The sequence below is a fragment of the Bacillus sp. Y3 genome (assembly GCF_008123875.1).
Classification (GTDB): domain Bacteria; phylum Bacillota; class Bacilli; order Bacillales; family Bacillaceae; genus Bacillus; species Bacillus altitudinis.
Genome location: NZ_VSSC01000003.1, coordinates 617,283 through 635,154 on the forward strand (window position 1 = coordinate 617,283; position 17,872 = coordinate 635,154).

A 17,872-nucleotide genomic window follows, 5' to 3' on the forward strand; every position below is an offset into this window, starting at 1 on the left:
TTCCTTTCGGGCGCATATTTTTTATCAGTTTACCAACGAAGGTTAGTAAACACAAGTAACGAGAGGTTTTCATGCAAAAAAGAAGCCGTCACACCACGGGGACGGCTTCTCGTTGTTTATGCACGCAGCCAGCTGCTACGTTTCTCTTCAAATGCTTGAATCTCATCTTCTAGTAACAATGTTAATGAAATCTCATCATAGCCATTCAGGAGCATTTCTCTCCAGTGTGGATCTACATCGAAAGGAGTAACATTCCCTTCATGGTCTTGAATCTGTTGTTTTTCCAGATCAACTGTCATTTCATATCCTTTGTTTTCATATGATGCAGCAAACGTTTTCCACACATCATAATCAAGGCGGATTGGAAGCATCCCGTTTTTAAAACAGTTTTGATGAAAAATATCGGCGAAAGATGGGGCAATGACAATTTTGAAACCATAATCATCAAGTGCCCAAGGCGCATGTTCCCTTGATGATCCGCAGCCAAAGTTTTCGCCTGCGATCAAAATAGAGGCTCCTTCATAAATCGGCTGATTGAGTTCAAAATCTGGATTCGGACTGCCATCTGCTAAATATCGCCAGTCGAAGAAGGCAAATCGGCCATATCCTGTTCGTTCGATTCTTTTCAAAAACTGTTTCGGAATGATTTGATCTGTATCTACATTTATACGGTTAAGCACAGCGGCTTTTCCTTTATGAGTGACTAAAGGCTCCATCTATGACACAACTCCTTACACGACTGTTTTCTCTTGATTAAACTTCCTGACATCGACAAATCGGCCATGTATGGCAGCCATTGCAGCCATTGCCGGGCTGACAAGATGCGTTCTTGCACCCTTCCCTTGACGTCCCTCAAAGTTACGATTTGATGTAGATGCACAGCGTTCACCTTCTGGCACCACATCGTTATTCATGCTGAGGCACATACTACAGCCAGATTCTCTCCATTCAAATCCTGCTTCTAGGAAAATTTCATGAAGACCTTCTTCTTCTGCTTGCAGTTTGACACTTTGTGAGCCAGGAACCACAATCGCTCTGACATGATCAGCTACTTTTTGTCCTTCAATCATAGAAGCGGCTTGGCGTAAATCAGTCATTCTTGAGTTCGTACATGAGCCAATAAACACATGCTCAATCGTAATATCTTCAATACGCTGATGCGGGTGAACCCCCATGTATTCATAAGCACGTTTTGCTTCTTTTTGGTCATCTTCTTGTGCAAAGTCTTCAGGTCCTGGAATGGCTGCATCCACAGGTAGCACCATTCCTGGGTTAATTCCCCACGTGACCATTGGTGAAATATGATTTCCATCTAAAACAATGGTTTTATCATAGGTCGCACCCGGATCTGTTCTTAGTTCTTTCCATTCTTTGATCGCTGCTTCGAAATCTTCACCCTGCGGTGCGTATTTGCGTCCGCGGCAATATTCAAAGGTCACTTCATCAGGTGCGATCAACCCTGCTCTTGCGCCTGCTTCAATTGACATATTACAAACGGTCATCCGCTCATCCATTGACATGTTTCTGAATACTTCCCCAGTGTATTCAATGACATAACCTGAACCGAACTTCACGCCATGTGCGCCAATGACTGCTAAAATGACATCTTTGGCTGTTACCCCTTTTTGAAGCGTTCCGTCTACTCTAATTTCTAGTGTCTTCGGACGCTGCTGCCAAAGTGTTTGTGTGGAAAGCACATGCTCAACCTCACTTGTGCCAATCCCAAAGGCAAGTGCACCAAATGCGCCATGAGTAGATGTATGACTATCTCCACACACGATTGTTTTCCCCGGAAGTGTTAAACCAAGCTCTGGTCCAACGACATGAACGATTCCTTGGTCTACACTGTGAAGGTCAGCTAGACGGACCCCAAATTCAGCACAGTTGCGCTCTAGAGCACTGACTTGCTTCTTCGCAATCTCATCTTTGATCACAAATCGATTCACAGTCGGAATGTTGTGATCCATCGTCGCAAATGTGTTTTGTGGTCTTCGCACCTTGCGCCCTTTTTGTCTTAATCCTTCAAATGCTTGAGGTGACGTCACCTCATGCACCAAGTGCAGATCAATATATAAAAGGTCTGGTTTTCCCTCGCCATTTTTGACAACATGCTGATCCCATATTTTTTCGATGATTGTTCGAGGCATAACCCTTTTTCCTCCCTCTACCTAATTCAACAAGATTTCTATTTATACAATGGTTTTCGCCCGTTGTTTGAGTGCATCTACAACGGCTTTCGTGATATCATCAGTCGTTTCATACGTTCCCTCTTTTGATGCTAGGTCCTTTGTTCGTTTGCCAGAGGCAAGCACGGCTTCCACAGCTGCTTCAATTGCAGCCGCTTCTTCTTCTAAAGCAAAGGATGTTCTAAGCAAGCTGGCTGCTGACAATATAGTAGCCAGAGGGTTTGCGACATTTTGCCCCGCAATATCGGGTGCTGAACCATGAATCGGCTCATATAAATGAAGGCCGGTGCTTGATAAACTAGCAGATGGCAGCATGCCGAGTGAGCCAGTAATCATAGATGCTTCGTCACTTAAAATGTCACCAAACATATTCTCTGTCACGATGACATCAAATTGAGCGGGCTTATAAATCAGCTGCATCGCGGCATTATCGACGAGCATGTGCTCATATGCGACATCTGGATATTGGGATGCAACTTCTTCTACAGCATCCCGCCATAGTTTACTCGAAGCGAGAACATTTGCTTTATCCACAGACGTTACTTTTTTCCGTCTCGTTAATGCCATGTCGAACGCTTCTTTTAATACACGAACAATCTCTTCCTTTGTATAAAGAAGTGTATCAACCGCAGCTTCTTTTCCTTCATCATCCGTGTAGCGCTCACTTGGTTCGCCAAAGTAGAGGCCTCCAGTTAATTCACGAACGATGACGAAATCTACTCCGCTAATGTGATCTTGTTTTAACGGTGAAGCCTCACTCAAACTATCAAATACTTTGACAGGGCGGATGTTCGCAAATAAGTCCAGCTGCTTGCGAATGGAGAGCAAGCCTTTTTCTGGGCGAAGTTCTGGCGGGTTTTGATCCCACTTTGGTCCGCCAACGGCTCCTAATAAAATCGCATCTGCGCTTTTGCACACTTCTACTGTTTCTTTAGGGAGCGGATTGTTTTTTTCATCTATCGCTATACCGCCAATGAGAGCTGTTTCGAATTCAAATTCGTGTTGAAATTGAGCCGCTGTCTCTTTCAGGACAGCGACGGCTGATGTGACGACTTCCGGTCCGATTCCATCGCCGGGCAAAAGTGCAATTTTCTTTTTCATGAGTCCCTTCCTCCTTTCTTATGAGATGGCGTGATGTTTCTCAATTTCTATTAGGTTTGATTTAAAGATTAAATGTCTATTCACTGCATTGACGTAAGCTTTAGCCGATGCTTCCAGCACATCTTGTGCTACACCGCGTCCTGCTGTTTCTTTTCCTTCTATTGAAACAGTGACATATACTTCCGCTAGTGCGTCTCTGCCTTTTCCATTGGATTGAATACGATAATCTAGCAAATGAATTCTTTCCTCCATACAGCGCTCAAGCGTGTTGTACACAGCTTCTACACTGCCTGCACCTGTAGCTGCTTCTTGAATGACTTCCTGCGTTTCTTGATTTTTAAGAGAGACTGTTGCTGTCGGCATTTGCTCTGTCCCATAGTGAACTTGAAGACTTTCAAATTCATAGCCGATTTTCCGGTCTGCTACTTTTTCTTCTAATATAATAGAGATCAAATCATCATCTGTGATTTCTTTCTTCTTCTCTGTTAAGTTCTTAAATGTTTCGAAGAACTTATTGATTTCTTCTTCAGTCAATTTAAAGCCGAGTGTTTTTAAGCGGTCTTTAAACGCGTGTCTTCCGGAGTGTTTACCAAGGACAAGCACATCTGTTGTGACGCCTACAAGCTCTGGAGAGATAATTTCATAGGTTGTTTTTTCTTTGAGGAATCCATCTTGGTGAATACCTGATTCATGGGCAAATGCATTGTTTCCAACGACTGCTTTATTACGCGGTACAATCATACCTGAGTATTTGCTCACTACATCACTTGTGCGCTTAATTTCATTCAACTGAATAGTTGATTCGACTTGGTAAAAGTCTTTGCGAATATGAAGGGCAACTGCTATTTCTTCTAAAGCAGCATTCCCTGCGCGCTCTCCAATACCGTTGACAGCTGTTTCAATTTGATCTGCTCCATTTTCAATGGCAGCAAGTGAGTTCGCTACAGCCATTCCTAAATCATCATGACAGTGTGCTGACAAGATGACTTGATCGATATTTGGAACGTGTTCCTTCATATATTTAAAGATATTTCCGTACTCTTTTGGTGCTAGGTATCCAACAGTATCAGGCAAGTTAATGACACTTGCGCCTGCGTCGATCACTTTTTCTACAATTTCTGCTAGGAAAGAAAGATCTGTCCGGCATGCATCTTCTGCTGACCACTGAACAACTGGGAAGCGCTCTTTCGCGTATTTCACCATTGAAACAGCTTGTTCAACCACTTCTTCACGTGTTTTCTTTAGTTTATGTTTGAGGTGAATGTCAGAAGTCGCAATAAAGACGTGTATTCTTGGTTGAGCTCCATCTTTTAATGCGTCCCATGCAGCATCAATGTCACCTTTCACACATCGTGCAAGTCCTGCAACTGAACAGTTCTTAATCGTTCTTGCAATTTCTTGTACGCCTAAGAAATCCCCTCGGGATGAAGCGGGAAAACCCGCTTCAATGATATTAACCCCAAGGCGCTCAAGCTGCTTAGCAATGATTAGCTTTTCTTGTGCATTTAAGTTCACTCCTGGTGATTGCTCTCCATCTCGAAGTGTTGTGTCAAAAAAATTAATTTTTCGCACCGACGCTCACCGCTTCCTTTTTCTTTCCTTGTTTAACGAAAGGCATCATTTCACGAAGCTTTCTTCCGACGATTTCAATTTGGTGCTCATTTTCATTTGCATTGATCGCATTGAAACGTGGACGATTCACTTGGTTTTCAACAATCCATTCTTTCGCGAATGTTCCGTTTTGGATGTCAGTCAAAACTGCTTTCATTGATTCTTTTACTTTTGCATCCACAACGCGTGGTCCTGATACGAAGTCACCCCACTGCGCTGTATCAGAGATTGAATATCTCATACCTTCTAATCCTTCTTCATACATAAGGTCAACGATCAATTTCAGTTCATGCAGACACTCGAAGTATGCAAGCTCTGGCTGATAACCAGCTTCTGTTAATGTTTCAAAACCTGCTTTAACTAATGAAGTAAGACCTCCACAAAGAACTGCCTGCTCACCGAATAGATCCGTTTCCGTCTCTTCTTTAAATGTTGTTTCGAGAACGCCCGCTCTTGCTCCGCCAATCGCTTTTGCATAAGCAAGTGCTTTGTCTTTCGCTTGACCTGATACATCCTGATAGATAGCAAATAGTGCAGGTACACCAGCGCCTTGCTCATATGTTCTTCTGACAAGATGTCCTGGACCTTTTGGAGCCACAAGATACACATCTACGTCACTTGGAGGAACAATTTGATGGAAGTGAACGTTGAATCCGTGTGCGAATACAAGAGAGTTGCCAGCTTCTAATTGATCTTTGATTTCTTCATCATATACTTTCTTTTGCTGTTCGTCAGGAAGTAATACCATGACGACATCTGCTTGTGCTGCTGCTTCTTTTACTGTGAATACTTGATGACCGTCTTCTTGTGCTTTTGTATAAGATCCGCCTTTTCTCACACCGACAATCACATCTACGCCGCTCTCTTTTAAGTTCAATGCATGTGCATGACCTTGTGATCCGTAACCAATGATAGCTACCTTTTGACCGTTTAATACGTTTTCTTGAATATCACCGTTATAATATACTTTTACCATTTGACTCTCTCCTTTTGTTTAGACAATTGAAATTGTTTTATTTGTTTGCAGCTTTTGCTGATTATCTCTCGCAAAGGCCGTGGTGCCAGTTCTGGCGACTTCTTTAATGCCGTATGGCTTAAGTAATTCAATGAGTGCTTCAATTTTTGAAGACTCACCTGTCACCTGAATGACGACACTCTCTCTGCTCACATCTACAATAGAAGCTCTAAAAGGTTCAATGACCCCCGTGATCTCCATTCTAGATGCTGGTGCAGATACGACTTTTATCAAAGCCAGCTCTCGCTGAACGATTGATTGGTTTGTAATGTCTGTTACTTTCAGAACATCGATTTGTTTGTTCAGCTGTTTTGTCAGCTGTTCGATGTCTTTTTCTTGGTCTACATGGACGACGAACGTGATGCGTGATACATCTTGAATCTCAGAATGGCCGACCGTAATGCTTTCAATGTTGTAGTGTCTTTTGGTAAAGAGGCCTGTGATTCTGTTCAGTACGCCTGATCGATTTAATACAGTCAACACAATAATTCTTTTCAAGGTTTCACCCCCACCATCTCATGAAGTCCTTTCCCCGGTGCTACCATCGGGAATACTTTTTCATCTCTCGCTACATTGACATCGATGAAAACAGGCTCTCTAGAGGTTAAGGCTTCTTCGAGTTTTTCTTGCGCCTCTTCGTCTGATGAGATTCTGATCCCTTTAATGCCATAAGCTTCAGATAATTTCACGAAGTCTGGCTGCTCTGAAAATTTAGAATGTGAGTAGCGTTCTTCGTAAAAAATTTCTTGCCATTGTCTTACCATTCCAAGACTGTGATTATTGAGAACAATCACTTTCACCGGAAGGTTCAGCTCACGGATAACGGCAAGTTCTTGCAGGGTCATTTGGAAACCTCCGTCTCCTAAAATCGCCACAACCGTTGCCTCTTGATCAGCTAGCTGCGCGCCAATCGCTGCCGGTAAACCAAATCCCATTGTGCCAAGCCCACCAGATGTCACCCATTTATCGGCATTTTCAAATGGATAGAACTGTGCAGCCCACATTTGGTGCTGCCCAACATCGGTTGCCACAATGGCTTCACCTTTTGTAAATTGATGAATGTATTCGATCAGCTTTTGAGGCTTAAAGCCTTCAGCTTCGTTTTCGACATACCAGAGTGGATATTCTTCCTTCCACTGATTTAGCTGGCTCTTCCACTCGTCTGATTCACCTTGTTTCCCGTCCTGTTTGATCAGTTCTTGAAGCACTAGCTTACTATCACCAACAACAGGGATATGAGTGTGAATGTTTTTACCAATTTCCGCTGGGTCGATATCAATATGAGCCACCTTCGCATGTTTTGCAAAATGATTGAGGTTGCCGGTTACCCTGTCATCAAATCTCGCTCCGATTGAAATGAGTAAGTCACATTGATGAAGTGCCATGTTCGCTGCATATGTGCCGTGCATACCCGCCATTCCTAGGAAAAGAGGATGCTTTGCCGGGAATCCGCCAAGTCCAAGCAATGTATGAGCGACAGGGATTTGCTGCTGCTCTACATATTGCCTTAATTCTTCCGACGCTTTGCCATGTAGAACGCCAGCTCCTGCTAGAATAACTGGTTTCTTTGCTCTGCTTACAGCTTCTACTAACTTGCGAATTTGCAAATAATTCGGCTCAATTTTCGGCTGATAACCAGGCAAATCGATTGGCTGATCGTATTCAAATGTCCCTTCAATGCCAGCGACATCTTTTGGAATATCAATCAAGACTGGACCAGGTCTGCCGGTTGTTGCGATGTGAAATGCCTCTTTAATGACACCTGGTAACTCTTCTGGGCGTCTCACTTGATAGCTGTGTTTTGTGATTGGCATTGTGATACCAAGTACATCTGCTTCTTGAAAAGCATCTGATCCAATGACTGAGGTTGCCACCTGTCCAGTAAAGATAACCATAGGTAGTGAATCAATCATCGCATCTGCAATTCCAGTGACTAGGTTTGTTGCCCCCGGTCCTGATGTGGCAATAACAACGCCTGGTTTACCAGATACTCTTGCGTATCCCTCCGCTGCGTGAATCGCTCCTTGCTCATGTCTTGGCAGGACATGAAATAAACCAGAATCGTAAATTTTATCGTAGATCGGTAAAACGGCTCCGCCAGGATAACCAAAAATGACTTCTACTTTTTCTCTTTTGAGTGCTTCAATTAACATGAGTGCACCGTTCATCGTTTGTGGTGCATTTGATTTTTCCGTCTCCATTTGTACATTTGTCCCCATTTGATTTCCTCCTCTTTGTCTTGCTTCAGTCAAGTCCTTTCACCCTTTTCCATTCAAGATAGAGATATGAGACCATATAAAAAAGCCTTCTCACCCCACAATGACACTACTTTTCACTAGGTCAAAGGGGCGAAAAAGCTTTGTTTTTCGCGGTACCACCCTTGTTCACGGCAAATCATGCTGCCGTCTCATGGACATCTTTCATCCATTTTGGTAACGAGTGATGCAATGTCACTCGGTCTGCCCTACTATCATTTCAAGCAGACACTCAGAGGTGAGTTCACTTTAGAAAGTAACACCGGTTTCCAGCTAGCACCGGCTCTCTGTAGATACTGACTCTAAAGCTACTAGTCCTCTTCAACGTTTATCGATATCTATTTAGCTTGCGTGAATGTTCTCATCGGTAAAGACTACTTTTTCTCCTTCTTCAACGACTCGCTTACGGAATTGTTCAAGAAGTTTGTTTGTGTGGAACCCTGGTTTTCCTTCGCCAATGATACGACCGTCAACTTTTACAACAGCGATGACTTCGGCAGCGGTTCCTGTCAGGAAGACTTCTTCAGCTGTATACACATCATGTCTTGTGAAAGGTTCTTCTTTCACTTCGTAGCCTAAGTCTTCTGCTATCTCCATGATGGCATTTCTTGTGATGCCTTCAAGAGCGCCGATATAACCTGGCGGTGTATAGAGCTTACCTTTTTTATAAATAAACACATTGTCTGCAGAACCTTCTGCCACGTACCCTTGATCGTTCAGCATCAGCGCTTCACTCACACCGGCCATATGGGCTTCGATTCGGACAAGGATGTTATTCAAATAGTTTAATGATTTCACTTTTGGACTCAATACGTCAGGACGATTTCGCCTCGTTGGTACTGTCACAATATCAATACCTGTTTCATATAGGTGCTTTGGAAAGATGGCCAGCGGCTCTACAATGATCACTGTGTTGGCTCTCCCGCAGTTGTTTGGATCTAAGCCAAGATCACCGGCTCCTCTTGAGACAACAAGGCGGATATAGGCATCTTTTAGGCCGTTCCTTTCAACTGTATGAATCATTTTTTCAGTGAGCTCCTCAAGTGAATATGGAATGTTCAGCATAATGGATCTAGCGGAATCATACAGGCGGTCTAAATGTTCTTTCATTCGAAAGATATTTCCGTTATATACACGTATTCCTTCGAACACACCGTCACCATATAAGAAGCCATGATCATAAACTGAAATTTTCGCATCCTCTTTTTTCACGAGTTCATCGTTTAAAAAGATCCACTGTTCCTTTTGGTCTTCCATCTTCAGTGAGCACCCTCTCTTTCAAACAAAAAGTAGTTGAATTTTCAGACACTTTATATTGAAGTGTCTCACGCTTACTCTGCGTGTCTGTTTGCTTTTGTTGAACCCATCTTACGCCGCTTTCCATACAGTGTCAACAGCATTTTTAAAATTATTAGACAATTTAGACTAATCAAAATAAAATGTATACGCTTACACCTTTGCTAGACAAGGAATGAAAAAACCTAAAATTTTTTGTATTTTTTCTTCAATTTATTTACTCTACATGAACGGTTTTCTTTTGAACAAGCTTTTGTGATATTTTTTCACATGGTTTTTGAAGAATATTGTGAGATTTCATTGCGTTTGTTTTTTCCTTCAGTATGCCTTTCTAAAGCGTTTTCCTATGAATTTGTGATAGAATGAGAGCATCTAATAGAAGGAGGGCAATACATGGCTAACATCAGAGGTTATATCGGAACGTATACAAAGGGAGACAGCAAAGGAATCTATTCTTTTACTTTAAATACGGACAAGCAGCAGATTGAACAAGTAGAAGTGGCTGCAGAACTTGAAAATCCTACATATTTAACTGTCTCAGATTCTCAAAAGTTTGTGTATGCTGTTGTGAAAGAAGGAGCACAGGGCGGTCTTGCTGCGTATCAAATTGATGCCGACACCGGCGCACTTCGTTTCATCAACCAAGAGCTTGCCGATGGGGCTTCTCCTTGTCACGTCAGCGTGGACAGCCAAACGAAAACGGCGTTTACAGCAAACTATCATAAAGGAACAGCAGAGATGTATGAAATTGATGCTGAAAACGGCTCATTGATCCGCACACTGTCACAGGCGCAGCATGAAGGCACTGGACCAAACGAAGACCGTCAAGAAAAACCGCACACCCACTTTATGGGTTTGACGCCTGATGAACAATTTGCGGTGGCTGTTGACCTTGGCACAGACGGTATTTATACGTATAAGAAAGAAAACGGCAAACTTGAGCTTGCCCATACATTTGAAACAAAACCAGGCAGCGGCCCTCGTCATATCACATTCCACCCAACGAAACCTGTGGCATATGTCATGACAGAGCTCAGCTCAGAGGTCATTGTACTTCGTTACTTTGAAGATGGTCATTTCGAAGAGATCCAAACGATCGCAACCATTCCTAATGACTTCACAGAGAATAATCAAGGCAGCGCCATTCATGTGTCTTCTGACGGTCAATTTGTGTATGCAGGAAATCGTGGACATGACAGCATTGCCATTTTCAAAGCAGATCATGACGGCAAACTAAGCCTCGTTGAAATTGCTTCATCTGAAGGAAATTGGCCTAGAGACTTTGTCCTTGATCCAACAGAAGAATTTCTCGTTGGTTCAAACCAAGAATCTAGCAACCTTGTGTTATACAAACGTGACAAAGAAACCGGTCGACTCACTGTCTTACAATCAGACATCACCGTTCCGCATCCGGTTTGCGTGAAATTTTTAGGGTAATGAAAAAAGCCTCCGTTTAGGAGGCATTAGATTGTTGACAAAGGGCTAAAATGAACTTTATTTTAGCCCTTTGTCTTTTTTTCAGCGTAGTTGAAAACCCTTGAAGTCTAGGAAGAACGAGCACCGAAGCGCAGGACTGACAAAGAATGCGAGGGTTTGTCTACACTTTTAAGAGGCTTTTCTTTAAGCAGACGGCATACCGCCATCTTCAAGCTTTTGATCAATGAAAGACGTATCGCTTTTTTCACCGAACCATTTTCCCAGCCTGTCTTTCGCTTTTCCTTTGACATCGTCATCAATGTACATTGCCACTTGAAGCAGAGCAAATGTGATGGCGCCTAGATCATCTGTGTAGCCGATCCCCACCAATGTATCAGGGATCAGATCAATCGGAAGGATAAAGTACCCTAGCGCCCCAATGATGAGGGTTTTCGCTTTAACCGGTACTTCGGGTTTTTGCAATGTATAATAAAGTAATAACACAGCATAGACAAGAGAAACTCCAGCTTTTTGTGCCGTCTTTTTTAACTTTTTCCAAAAGGCATGATCATTAAAATGCTTCTTTGAACGCTTTAATAGTTCTTTTTTCTCAGAACGATTCATCGTATCGCCTCCATATTCAGCATAGCCCTTCCACCTTATTTATACAAGAAATCCACTCATTCGACAAACAAAAAGCAGCAGAAAGCTGCTGCAATCTACTGCTCTTTGTAAAATTTTTCGATCGCCTTATCGATGTATACCCATCCTTTATACGACACATGAATCGTATCCTTAAAGAAATATGGGTCATACTCATGAGAAGTCAAATCTGCGACTTCATACCCATTATCTCGAATTTGACGATTGATTTTTTGATAATAATCTGTACGTCCCTCTTTCGGAAAACCAGTGTAATCATACCATTTTCCGTTGACGGGAATCGTCACAAATAAAGGCTTCGCCCCTGCCTGTTTTAAAATATCCAGCATGATCTGGAAATCTTTATATTCAGGTGATTCTGCATAAGAATTGTCGCGACGAGAATCCTTCATCTTTTTCATGATCGGCTTCAGCTTGCGGTCAAACAGTCTCTGATCAATATAAAACGGGTTGTCCCCTGCTTTTTCAGATCCTAATACGCTCGCTTCTTTTTCAAGCTCAGTCCATGTTTTCCCTTTCACTGAAGGAGACGGACGAAGCTTGCGCTCATGCCCAGACCCGATCGTATAGTACATGTCTTTCTTTTGAAGCATGCCATAATACATTTTTGCAATAGGAGAAATCGCGCCATAGGCGAATTTGTTCCCAGAAAGCTCTGCTTTAAAAAGCTCTGTGATGACCATGTCGTTCTTTACTGCCTTAAACTTCATGATTCTTTTGATGAGCTCTTTTTTCACAGCTGGATCAATTTCTTTATTATAAGCGAGATCAAGCGCCTGAAGCGCTGAATAGTTAGGAGCAAAGTGATTCTCGTCTGATCCCCATTTGACAAACCACTGCGGGGACACGATAAACACAAGCTTTTTCCCTTTTAATTCATCCATATGCGCTGCAAAGTTCATGGCATGAATTAATGATTGCGATCCACCTTTTCCAACAAGATAAGGTGTAAACCCTTGAGGATTTTCATGAAAGAAATTCGAAGGGTGATATGGATCAAAACGTGATAGTTCAGAAGATCCATAGATCGGCAAATAAGTTGGATCTTTTAGCATTTCATCTTGTAAATAAAGCCCTTGAAACATCCCTGGATCTAATTCTGTGGCTGACTTTTGTAATTTGTCTTTTGGGATCAGATGTGAGAGCCATGCATTTGGTACAAGAAGAACACCAATGAATAGAACAGCCGCTAAAATAAGCGGCCCAAAAAAACGCTTTTTCATTACTTCATCTCTGCCAGCTGCTCAGCAATGTGATTCGGTGTATCCCACACATCACGATCAAACTCTGTAATCGGAACAGTAATTCCAAGTTGACTTTCAATTGCCATAAGTAGTTCTACTGTACCAAATGAATCTAGAAGACCTTCGTCAAAAATTGCAATCTCTGGATTTTCTTTCACAACGTCGTCCTGACAAACCTCTGCAATAATACCGTATACTTGATTTTTAAATTCCATAATTTTCTACTCCCTTAATCATTAATGATGAAATGGTTTTCCTGAAAAAATATAAAATCCGAAACAAATCACATGGAATGTAATAATGATCGACACAACCATTGTGGCCTTATTATCCGGCCACCACTTGTGCTTTTTATTCCACTTCTCAAATAAATTGTAACCGGACATCACAACTGCGTGATATAGTCCGTAAATAATGTATTGAAGGGCTAGACCATGCCAAGCACCCATCAATAGAAAGAGGACAAAGTACCCAATATTTGATACAGCCATCCGGTTCTTGATCCACTTCTTCTTTGTCATAAAGAACACAAATCTCATAAACACATAATCTCTGAACCAGAAGGATAGCGACATGTGCCAGCGATTCCAGAAGTCTTTAATATTACGGCTGATAAACGGTTTATTAAAGTTTTCTGGTGATTTAATGCCCATGATATAACTCACACCTACAGCAAATGCTGTATATCCAGCAAAGTCAAAGAACAAATACATACTGTACGCATACATATACGTTAACTGTTGAACAAAGTGACTGCTGCTAATGTGATGAATATTCATGAGAATATACGTGTGAATGAGATAACCAATAATGAACTTATATAAGAACCCAATAAAAATTTTATGAATCCCTGCATATAGAAGGTCACTGTACGCTTCTTTTTCAGGCGGTGTATCCATATCCTTTTCAAACCGGCGGTAACGATCGATTGGACCTGATGAAATCGTCGGGAAAAAGACGATGAAATAAACCAAACGGTGAATCGGGATTTTCTTTTTAATCAAGCCGTCTCTTGTCTCGATAATTAACTGAACACCTTTAAATGTTAAGTACGAGATCCCCAAAAAGCTCAGCCAGTTCATTGGCGGCGGTTGATGCGGCTGATGAGTTAAAAAGAACGGTAAAACCTTTGATAGTACAAGCGGCAAAATAGATGCCACCACTGCCATATAGAAGACAGACGCCTTGTTCGCCTTCAACCGGTACGCAAGATATAGGCGGATAATCAAGACTTGCCATACTGTAAACAGGAACAGCAGCAAAGCGCCATGTGCATCCTTTGAGAAAATAAGCGCCAGCGCCACAACCGTTGCAAACATGTTGTAGCCCTGCATTCTTTTGCCGCGAAGACCAAGAATCATCGTCGGCAAAAGAAGAATACCAATTAGAATGAAGAAAAAGAATGAACTAAACGGAATCATAGAAGAACCTCTTTCGCGATTCTTTTACGGTCAACCTTCCCGTTTGGCGTCATGTACAGCTGCTCAAGATAGACAAACTTTCTTGGAATCATGTACGCAGGCAGTGAATCCGCCATTTCTTTCTTAATCGCACTTGTCAGCTGATATTCTTTTTCAAAGGAATGCTCGGTTGGGACAATTGCTGCAATTAAGTACTCCACATGCCCGTTTGGCTGAAACGGCACAATCACACAAGCATTGACATAGGTTGTCTCGCTTACATGATATTCAATTTCTTCAAGCTCCATTCGGTATCCATGTAGCTTAATTTGATAGTCCAGACGACCGTGGCACGTAATCAAACCATCCTGCGCCACACCTGCGTCACCTGTGCGGTAAGCAGGGCGTCCTTCGTATTCAAAGAACACTTTATCCGTTAAGGCTTGTTCACCTAAGTAGCCTCTCGTGACGCTTGGCCCCACGATGACAATTTCCCCTTTTTCCCCATCAGGGAGTGTCTTGCCTTCTTCATCTAAAATGACGATATCTGTATCCGGTTTGGCATAACCCACTGGTAAAGAATCGTGCTGATCAAGAATCTCCTGCGTGACTTCAATCGATGTAATCGCAACAGTTGCTTCAGTTGGACCATACGTATTAAAGACCTGCGCCTTAGGAAAACGCTCAAGAAGCGCACTTGCTACAGAGACAGGAAGTGCCTCACCGCAGAAAAGGAAAACGTTTAGCTTTGGTAAAAGCTCCCCTGTAAAGGAAGGATCCATTAAGCACATTTGCACAAAGGAAGGTGTGGATGTCCACACTTCAACGTCAGATTGACCAAGCGCTGCAAACATATCCTTCGGCTTATTCACAAGATCTTTCACTAAACAGTAAAGCGTGCCGCCTGATTGAAGCGTTGGATAGAGATCCATCACTGATAAGTCAAAAGAAAACGGCGCTTGATTTAAGAACGTGCGCCCCTCACCAATTGGGAAATCGCGGCACATCCACTCTGTAAAACTTTCTAAATTATTGGCTGTTACCTGAACGCCTTTCGGTTTTCCGGTACTGCCAGACGTGTAAATAATGTAGAAAACATCATCTTGTTGAACCCACTGCGTGGATGGGGGTGCTTCTTTTTCAAGTGCTAAAAGCGATGCCGCACTCTTCACTTCAATATGTTCTTCTACATCTAATACATTCTGCTCATTTGCACATATCAATAGACTGGCTTTTGAGCTTTCAATGATTGAGACGATGCGCTCGACAGGTATTGAGATATCGACCGGAATATAGGGTCTGCCTGATTTCACAGTACCTAAGAAAGAAATCAGCATCTCTGGCTCCATATGACCGTATACAATGACAGGTTCACTGCCAGCTGCGACTGCATCGATCGCACCAGCCATTTGGTCTGATAGACGCCAAAGCTCATCATATGTGATCGAAGCATGTTGAGAAACAAATGCTGGCTGTGTCGGTTTCGTTTGTTGGTATTCATGAATCGTGTGTAATAGTTTCATAGTTTAATCTCCAATTAAAAATCGTTGTAAATGAATGATCCCGTATTTGCTGTATGGAATCCGTAAATAAAGAACAATAATAGCAAAATAAGTAAGTGAAAGCTTGTATATCCTATCCATTTTACAGACTTATTTTCTGATAGCTTTTTGAATAGCATATTGATAACCTCTTTTCTTTTGACACTTATAAAGACGCATGGATCATCAAAAGAGTTTCATATCAAAACATAAAAATTTTAAGAATTGATGAAAAAAAGATGTCCAAAGTATGAACGTGTCTTCAGGCAAAGCTGTCTTATTGTAACAAAGATTTAATGTAATTGAAATGAAATAGAAGCTTAAATTTGCCTTAAAATTGGTGAAAGCTGTCGAACAAACGCAAAAGCCACCTAGTTAGACTAGATGGCTTTGTTGTTATTTACTTTTTATATTTATTCACTTCGAACATGAGAATGTTGTTGAATACCACATAGTCCTTTTTACTTTCAAAAGGACCTTTGTTGTTGTCATGCTCGTCAATCTCATAAAACCCTGGACCTTCGCCGGCATCTCGCTTTTTGTACCAGGATAGAAAGGCGTTGACTTCTTTCATTGAAAGGTCATACTCTTTCTGTAAGCCATTGACCATTGTGATGATGAGGAGAGCATCGCCGTCTTCATCTGTTGTATCGTCTTTTGGTGGTGTGGTTGGTTCTGGGTCTTTGTCGCCAGGTGGTTCAGTTTCAGTGTTTTTAAGACTCTTTAATGAGATAGATAAATTAGATTTGAAATTTGCTCTAGCGTTAGTTGGGGCACTTGAACTTTGTTCAACTCCTCCAATTACATAGAGCGTATCATTAACAAGTGCGGATACATGTCCCATTCGATAAGGTGCAGAAGTGTTAGGTATAGTTTTTGATGTCTTAGTTTCTAAATCATAGAGTGTAACTCTAGAAACTCCACCCGTTCTTATAATATAATTTTCATACATGACTGCAGAATAATAGGGTGCAATAGCTCCACCACTACTAACTCCCCTCCATTGATCTACTATAGGATCATATTCATAAATTCCTTTTACTAAGACCTCTGATCCAGATAAAATGTAAAGCTTATTCTTCACAACCACTGCATTTCCCGAAGTAGCTTCAAAATTAAATTTTTTCTTTTTGGTCCATTCTTTTGTTTTCAAATCATAACTAAAGGTATTGTTGTACCTATCTGCCTTTAATGCACTATCGTATCCAACTACATAGATCTTCCCATCAATGGCACCTGCATATAAATTGTAAGCAGATACCTTTCTTTCAAACGGGAGCTCTACTGAATCTTCCCAAGTATCCATTTTGATATTATAAACTTCTACGCTATTTGTTAATCCTTGTTCTGTTCTCCCCCCCATTACATATATACGATCATCAACAATTACACTAGCAGCACCCATGCGGCCTGTCTTCATACCAGCTTTTTCTGACCATTTATCTAACTTCGGATCATATACATAAGTAGTATTAGAATATGCCTTACTTGGACCCGTTCCACCTATTACATAGATTTTCCCATCATATACTTCACTTACAGCTCCTACTCTTGCATCTGGTAGCTCTTCTCGTTTTTCCCATTCAAGCGTTTCTGCTTTTATTGATTGTAATGGATAACTTAATGCAGAAAATAATAAAATGAAAATAAAAAACCATTTTTTCAAGATAACCACACTCCTTCAATTTGTTTACACAACAAATATCGGATAGTTATTTATTTTTTTCATGTTTTTGTTACTTATATATATATTTATTACTTATTTACTTACTGCTTCCCCAATGCGCCTATAAATTTCCAAAATCAGACTTCCTCATTAGAATCAATTCATATTTTTGTATTCCTCCATCAAAAAAACCCATGATTCATGGGTTTCTTCTCAGTCCGTTATTAAAAAATCCGTCACAAGGCAAACAAGTTCCACGTTTTCATCCAGCCCTCAAAAGCTTTGATACACACTGTCCCCAAAACCAATAGAAAAGATCTCTAAATCAGGTTTCTCCTGAAAGCGCGTGACTAACTAGCTTCTTGTATCCTCATAACATTTCTCAAATTTCTCTTCAAGTGCATCATATATGTAATCATGTTCGGAAAGTATAAATCTCAAAGCATGCTCTTCTATAAAATACCCTTTTCCAGTATCA

The 17,872-nt window shown here is 41.5% G+C and carries 16 protein-coding genes and 1 other annotated feature; of the genes, 1 reads left to right on the forward strand and 15 read right to left on the reverse strand.

Annotated elements, in window-relative coordinates:
* Window positions 1–116: 116 nt before the first annotated feature.
* The 8 genes from leuD to ilvE form a co-directional block, all read right to left on the reverse strand.
* A complete protein-coding gene (leuD, locus tag FXF70_RS08285) occupies window positions 117–716 on the reverse strand; it encodes a 3-isopropylmalate dehydratase small subunit (protein WP_008342843.1) in 600 nt (199 codons plus the stop codon).
* Window positions 717–731: 15 nt separating this feature from the next.
* A complete protein-coding gene (leuC, locus tag FXF70_RS08290) occupies window positions 732–2,147 on the reverse strand; it encodes a 3-isopropylmalate dehydratase large subunit (protein WP_007501575.1) in 1,416 nt (471 codons plus the stop codon).
* Window positions 2,148–2,189: 42 nt separating this feature from the next.
* Window positions 2,190–3,287, reverse strand: a complete 1,098-nt coding sequence (gene leuB / locus FXF70_RS08295; protein ID WP_007501577.1) for a 3-isopropylmalate dehydrogenase — start codon at window positions 3,285–3,287, stop codon at window positions 2,190–2,192.
* A gap of 18 nt (window positions 3,288–3,305) precedes the next feature.
* Window positions 3,306–4,859: a 2-isopropylmalate synthase gene (locus FXF70_RS08300; protein WP_008342850.1), complete on the reverse strand. Its 1,554-nt coding sequence runs from the start codon at window positions 4,857–4,859 to the stop codon at window positions 3,306–3,308.
* Window positions 4,846–5,874, reverse strand: coding sequence for a ketol-acid reductoisomerase (gene ilvC / locus FXF70_RS08305; protein WP_007501581.1), 1,029 nt, complete (start codon window positions 5,872–5,874; stop codon window positions 4,846–4,848). Before ilvC ends, FXF70_RS08300 begins: the two co-directional genes overlap by 14 nt.
* An 18-nt stretch (window positions 5,875–5,892) precedes the next feature.
* On the reverse strand, window positions 5,893–6,411 hold the full coding sequence (gene ilvN, locus FXF70_RS08310) for an acetolactate synthase small subunit (protein ID WP_041107116.1): 519 nt from the start codon (window positions 6,409–6,411) through the stop codon (window positions 5,893–5,895).
* On the reverse strand, window positions 6,408–8,132 hold the full coding sequence (gene ilvB / locus FXF70_RS08315) for an acetolactate synthase large subunit (protein WP_008342854.1): 1,725 nt from the start codon (window positions 8,130–8,132) through the stop codon (window positions 6,408–6,410). The genes ilvN and ilvB overlap by 4 nt, the downstream gene beginning before the upstream one ends.
* A gap of 122 nt (window positions 8,133–8,254) precedes the next feature.
* Window positions 8,255–8,502, reverse strand: a binding site (T-box leader).
* A gap of 8 nt (window positions 8,503–8,510) precedes the next feature.
* The gene (ilvE, locus tag FXF70_RS08320) at window positions 8,511–9,425 is read right to left on the reverse strand and encodes a branched-chain-amino-acid transaminase (RefSeq protein ID WP_008342856.1); all 915 of its coding nucleotides are present in this window, start codon (window positions 9,423–9,425) and stop codon (window positions 8,511–8,513) included.
* Window positions 9,426–9,857: 432 nt separating this feature from the next.
* On the opposite strand from ilvE, the gene FXF70_RS08325 reads away from it, so the two are divergent.
* Window positions 9,858–10,901 (forward strand): lactonase family protein, encoded by a 1,044-nt coding sequence (locus FXF70_RS08325; RefSeq protein ID WP_025207733.1) that lies wholly within the window; start codon window positions 9,858–9,860, stop codon window positions 10,899–10,901.
* A gap of 183 nt (window positions 10,902–11,084) precedes the next feature.
* On the opposite strand, the gene FXF70_RS08330 is transcribed toward FXF70_RS08325, so the two are convergent.
* From FXF70_RS08330 to FXF70_RS08360, 7 genes are all read right to left on the reverse strand, one after another.
* Window positions 11,085–11,504 (reverse strand): YkvA family protein, encoded by a 420-nt coding sequence (locus tag FXF70_RS08330; RefSeq protein WP_058213892.1) that lies wholly within the window; start codon window positions 11,502–11,504, stop codon window positions 11,085–11,087.
* A gap of 95 nt (window positions 11,505–11,599) precedes the next feature.
* Window positions 11,600–12,766 (reverse strand): D-alanyl-lipoteichoic acid biosynthesis protein DltD, encoded by a 1,167-nt coding sequence (gene dltD / locus FXF70_RS08335; protein ID WP_017358151.1) that lies wholly within the window; start codon window positions 12,764–12,766, stop codon window positions 11,600–11,602.
* A complete protein-coding gene (gene dltC / locus FXF70_RS08340) occupies window positions 12,766–13,002 on the reverse strand; it encodes a D-alanine--poly(phosphoribitol) ligase subunit 2 (protein WP_003216498.1) in 237 nt (78 codons plus the stop codon). The genes dltD and dltC overlap by 1 nt, the downstream gene beginning before the upstream one ends.
* Window positions 13,003–13,023: 21 nt before the next feature.
* Window positions 13,024–14,208: a D-alanyl-lipoteichoic acid biosynthesis protein DltB gene (gene dltB, locus FXF70_RS08345; RefSeq protein WP_129547752.1), complete on the reverse strand. Its 1,185-nt coding sequence runs from the start codon at window positions 14,206–14,208 to the stop codon at window positions 13,024–13,026.
* Window positions 14,205–15,710: a D-alanine--poly(phosphoribitol) ligase subunit DltA gene (gene dltA, locus FXF70_RS08350; protein WP_058213893.1), complete on the reverse strand. Its 1,506-nt coding sequence runs from the start codon at window positions 15,708–15,710 to the stop codon at window positions 14,205–14,207. The genes dltB and dltA overlap by 4 nt, the downstream gene beginning before the upstream one ends.
* A 14-nt stretch (window positions 15,711–15,724) precedes the next feature.
* The gene (locus FXF70_RS08355; protein WP_262368823.1) at window positions 15,725–15,874 is read right to left on the reverse strand and encodes a teichoic acid D-Ala incorporation-associated protein DltX; all 150 of its coding nucleotides are present in this window, start codon (window positions 15,872–15,874) and stop codon (window positions 15,725–15,727) included.
* A gap of 254 nt (window positions 15,875–16,128) precedes the next feature.
* Window positions 16,129–17,394, reverse strand: coding sequence for a Kelch repeat-containing protein (locus tag FXF70_RS08360; protein WP_148780097.1), 1,266 nt, complete (start codon window positions 17,392–17,394; stop codon window positions 16,129–16,131).
* Window positions 17,395–17,872: the final 478 nt, after the last annotated feature.